The sequence below is a fragment of the Leptolyngbya sp. FACHB-36 genome, from assembly GCF_014695955.1.
Classification (GTDB): Bacteria; Cyanobacteriota; Cyanobacteriia; order Leptolyngbyales; family Leptolyngbyaceae; genus FACHB-36.
Genome location: NZ_JACJPG010000664.1, coordinates 1 through 3659 on the forward strand (window position 1 = coordinate 1; position 3659 = coordinate 3659).

A 3659-nucleotide genomic window follows, 5' to 3' on the forward strand; every position below is an offset into this window, starting at 1 on the left:
GCCATTCCTAAACAACCGTGAATTCGCGTTCTCTATCATCCCGCGAGAACGGGCATCAGGACTTTCATTATGGCGCTGAAGCGATCGGGACAGACGACGCGATTCGAGCTTCTCGTGCTTAGCGCTTATTCGCTGCGAGGCGGCGCGATCGCGCTAGCACTAGCCACGAGCGCAGTTGACTGTATCTGATGCCTTCGATCGTCGAGTCTGCTTCACCCAAACCCCACAATTCCCCTGATAATAGAGTCACTGATTTTTGAGTTTGAGAGTTCCATGCAAACGAGCGATCGTCCGTCTACCCTGCTTCCGCTAAGCCGTACTGCCTCGGTTAGTCGCACGACAGGCGAAACCGATGTGCAAGTGACCGTAAATCTAGACGGCACGGGACAATGCACTGCTAAAACGGGAATTCCATTCCTCGATCACATGCTGCATCAAATCGCGTCTCACGGGTTAATTGACCTGGATGTGCGGGCGACAGGCGACCTTGAAATTGACGACCACCACACCAACGAAGATGTGGGAATTACGCTGGGAATGGCGCTGGGGAAAGCGCTCAGCGATCGTAAAGGCATCGTTCGGTTTGGTCATTTTGTCGCCCCATTGGATGAAGCGCTGATTCAAGTTGCACTGGACTTCTCTGGACGACCCCACCTCAGCTACGGACTGACGCTTCCAACTCATCGCGTGGGCACCTACGACACTCAACTTGTGAGAGAATTCTTTGTGGCAGTGGTGAATCATGCTCAGCTAACGCTGCATATTCGCCAGCTTGACGGCATCAATTCCCACCACATCATCGAAGCGACATTTAAAGCCTTTGCTCGATCGCTTCGCATGGCTGTAGAAGTGGACCCCCGCCGCGCCCATACCATCCCTAGTTCTAAAGGCGTGTTGTGAAGACGAAATGGATTAATCCACCGATTCCCCCTTCACCGCTCACCCCTCCTTTTGTGTGCCTATGTCCCTCCAAATCGGCGATCCGGCTCCTGACTTTAGCCTGCCCGACGGCGATGGCAACCTAGTGCGACTTGCCGACCTCAAAGGCAAGCGCGTCGTGCTGTATTTTTATCCTCGCGACAACACGTCGGGCTGTACCAAAGAAGCGTGTAGCTTTCGGGACGCCTATGCGGAGTTCCAGGAGCACGATGTCGTTGTGCTGGGTGTGAGTACGGATGATGCAAAAGCGCATCAGAAGTTTAGCGCCAAGTTTCAGCTACCGTTTCCGCTGCTAACAGATGTGGATGGGCAAGTCGCCACGCGGTATGATAGCTACGGGCTGAAGAAGTTTATGGGCAAGGAGTACATGGGCATTAGCCGCAATACCTTTGTAATCGGTCCAGATGGTAGGATTGAAAAGATCTACACTAAGGTCAAACCGGATGCTCATGCAGCAGACGTTTTGGCTGACCTGGCTTGAGCCGTCACGGTGCTTTAGCGCGATGCATTTACCGAATCTGGTCATTATTTTGTGGTCGTTGCCGTAGCTGTTTAACCCATGCGCCGACTCTGGCATTTTGCACAAACGGTTCTCGGTGTGATTTTTCGCCACCCCATCACTGGGACTAGTATTATTCCCATCCTTCCCGATGGTCGCATTGTGCTGATTCAGCGTCGCGACAACGGTAGATGGGGTCTGCCCGGAGGCATGGTGAACTGGGGCGAAGATCTGCTGACAACCATTCATCGAGAACTTGAAGAAGAAACCGGTCTGGAAGTTGCCAAGGTTCGCCGCTTGGTGGGCGTTTATTCCGCACCCGATCGCGATCCTCGGATTCACTCAATCTGCGTGGTGGTGGAAGTCGAAGTCCAAGGCACGATGAAGGCTAAAGACACGTACGAAGTCGGCGAGGTGCGAGCGTTCGCGCCGAATACGCTGCCGATCGGTAAACTGTCGCATGACCACGATCGACAGCTACAGGATTACTTTAACGGGCAGACTACGCTGGCATAGTTGCCCGCTGAATAGGTTGCCTGCTGAATTGTGCAGGAGCGTCTTTAGCGGCAAGTTGCTTTGAGCCTTAAAACGAGTTCGTTAAAACCAGCTTGTTGCAGGTAGAGTTTCATGCCCAGCCAGAAGCCGACCGAGGACTGTCGCTGTTCGATCTCCTTCTCTAGATAGCGACAGCGCTAAAACTTGAAGATTATCCTCAGGACAGTTTATCGTGAGCCAGATGGGAGCAGAAGCAATGTACTCTCAGGAGTTGCTCAAGCCAGACGGTCGATCGCTCACCTTGTACAGCCGTAGCCCCATTGCAGCAGGCATACAGGCTCCCAGTCCGGGTAACGAACCGATTCAGGCAAATCCACACCTGCGCTGGCACCCGCTACGGGGTGAGTGGGTTGCGTATGCCAGCCACCGTCAGGGACGCACCTTTATGCCGCCACCGGAATACAACCCGCTGGCTGCCACGAAAGATCCGCAGTTTCCCACTGAGCTACCTCAGGGGCAGTACGACATTGCAGTATTTGACAATCGCTTTCCGTCGCTGACCGTGCAGGCACACGATCCACCGTCGCTGATTGTGGATACGCTGCCTGCGAATGGCGCGTGCGAGGTAGTAGTTTTCACCCAAGACCCCAGCGCATCCTTGGGCAGCTTGCCGATCGATCACTTGAATTTGCTGCTGCACGTCTGGGGCGATCGCAGCCGCATTTTGGGCAGTCATCCCCAGATCCAGTACGTGCTTCCGTTTGAGAATAAAGGCGTCGAGGTGGGTGTGACGCTGCACCATCCCCACGGGCAAATCTACGCCTATCCGTTTGTACCTCCGGTTCCTGCGCGGATGTTGCAGCAGCAGCATGAGTATTATCAGCAGCGGCAGCGGGGACTGCTGCAAGATCTGATTCAGCAAGAAATTTCTGACAATCAGCGCATTCTGTATCGAGATGAATGGGCGATCTCGTTCGTGCCGATCTGTGCCCGCTACCCGTACGAGGTCTGGGTTGCGCCGATCGAGCCAGTTGCGACCTTAATGGATCTCACGAACGAGCAGCGGTGGAGCCTTGCCAAAGCGCTAAAAACCGTGACGCTTAAGTACGACGGTCTTTGGAAGCGTCCGTTTCCTTACTTAATGGCGTGGTTTCAGGCTCCGATCGACGGTCAGCCTCACCCAGAATTTCACCTGCACGCCGAGTTCTACCCGCCGTACCGAACGCCCGATAAGCTGAAGTACTTGGCTGGCACCGAATTGGCGGCAGGCATGTTTGCGAATGATGCGCTGCCAGAAGAAAAGGCAAAAGAGCTTCAGGCGGTTGCGATCGATCTGGAGTTATCCGAACTGGTCCAGCATTAACTGATTTACCAACTCGTCTACAATTTCAGCGACCGAAAGCACAGCATCTGCTTTTTGGGTTGCGATCGCGGCTTCTGGCATGTGGCGGTAGGCACACGCTGCTGGATCTTGAACGATGACGGTCCCGCCGTACTTTTTAATTGCTCTGACACCTAGCGCCCCATCGGTACCAGTGCCCGTCAGAACCACAGCGATCGCCCGCGTTTTGTAGTGCGCTGCCAAGGAGCGAAACAGCACATCGGCAGAGGGACGGGTGAAATTTACCTTTTCCGAGTTGGAAAACGACAGCGTGCCATCTGGCTCAACCAGCAAGTGCTGACCGGGAACGGCAGTATAGACAATTCCAGGACGTAGCACGTCTCC

Annotated in this window: 5 protein-coding genes; 4 read left to right on the forward strand and 1 reads right to left on the reverse strand. The window is 54.4% G+C overall.

Annotated features, from left to right (window positions below; genetic code table 11):
- Nucleotides 1-273 precede the first annotated feature (273 nt).
- From hisB to galT, 4 genes are all read left to right on the forward strand, one after another.
- Nucleotides 274-900: an imidazoleglycerol-phosphate dehydratase HisB gene (hisB, locus tag H6F43_RS20780; RefSeq protein WP_190345052.1), complete on the forward strand. Its 627-nt coding sequence runs from the start codon at nt 274-276 to the stop codon at nt 898-900.
- 61 nt (nt 901-961) lie between these two features.
- Complete coding sequence (gene bcp, locus H6F43_RS20785; RefSeq protein WP_190345058.1) at nt 962-1420, forward strand: thioredoxin-dependent thiol peroxidase; 459 nt, start codon at nt 962-964, stop codon at nt 1418-1420.
- Between the two features lie 78 nt (nt 1421-1498).
- Entirely contained in the window at nt 1499-1954 is a 456-nt protein-coding gene (locus tag H6F43_RS20790; RefSeq protein ID WP_190345054.1) for an NUDIX hydrolase, read from the forward strand.
- 235 nt (nt 1955-2189) lie between these two features.
- Nucleotides 2190-3296, forward strand: coding sequence for a galactose-1-phosphate uridylyltransferase (gene galT / locus H6F43_RS20795; RefSeq protein ID WP_190345060.1), 1107 nt, complete (start codon nt 2190-2192; stop codon nt 3294-3296).
- Here galT and H6F43_RS20800 read toward each other — a convergent pair.
- Nucleotides 3273-3659, reverse strand: a 387-nt coding sequence (locus H6F43_RS20800) for a chemotaxis protein CheB (protein WP_190345056.1), incomplete at its 5' end; no start/stop codon positions are given. The genes galT and H6F43_RS20800 overlap by 24 nt on opposite strands.